This window comes from Paraburkholderia podalyriae (assembly GCF_014397785.1).
GTDB classification, from domain to species: domain Bacteria; phylum Pseudomonadota; class Gammaproteobacteria; order Burkholderiales; family Burkholderiaceae; genus Paraburkholderia; species Paraburkholderia podalyriae.
Genome location: NZ_VZQQ01000337.1, coordinates 1 through 255 on the forward strand (window position 1 = coordinate 1; position 255 = coordinate 255).

At 65.1% G+C, this 255-nt stretch carries 1 protein-coding gene; it reads right to left on the reverse strand.

Annotated elements, in window-relative coordinates:
• Nucleotides 1-255: Ig-like domain-containing protein (locus F6X42_RS43245; RefSeq protein ID WP_187639803.1), on the reverse strand; the 255-nt coding region annotated here is incomplete at both ends.

Genomic DNA, 255 nt, shown 5'->3' on the forward strand with positions numbered 1-255 from the left:
CACGTGGTCAATGACTTCGCCCAGCGACGGCGTGTCCGGCGGGGTCGTGTCCACGATCACGGTCCACGGGTCCGACGGCTTGCTTTCGTTGCCCGCCGGATCGCGTTCCACCAGCGTGAACTCATGCTGGCCTTCGTCCAGCGGCGTTTCAGGCGTGAAGCTCCAGTTGCCCTCCTCGTCGACCTTCGTCTCGCCAATCGGCGTGCCGTTGTCGATCACGATGATCGTGTCGCCCGGCTCACCCTTGCCCACCAG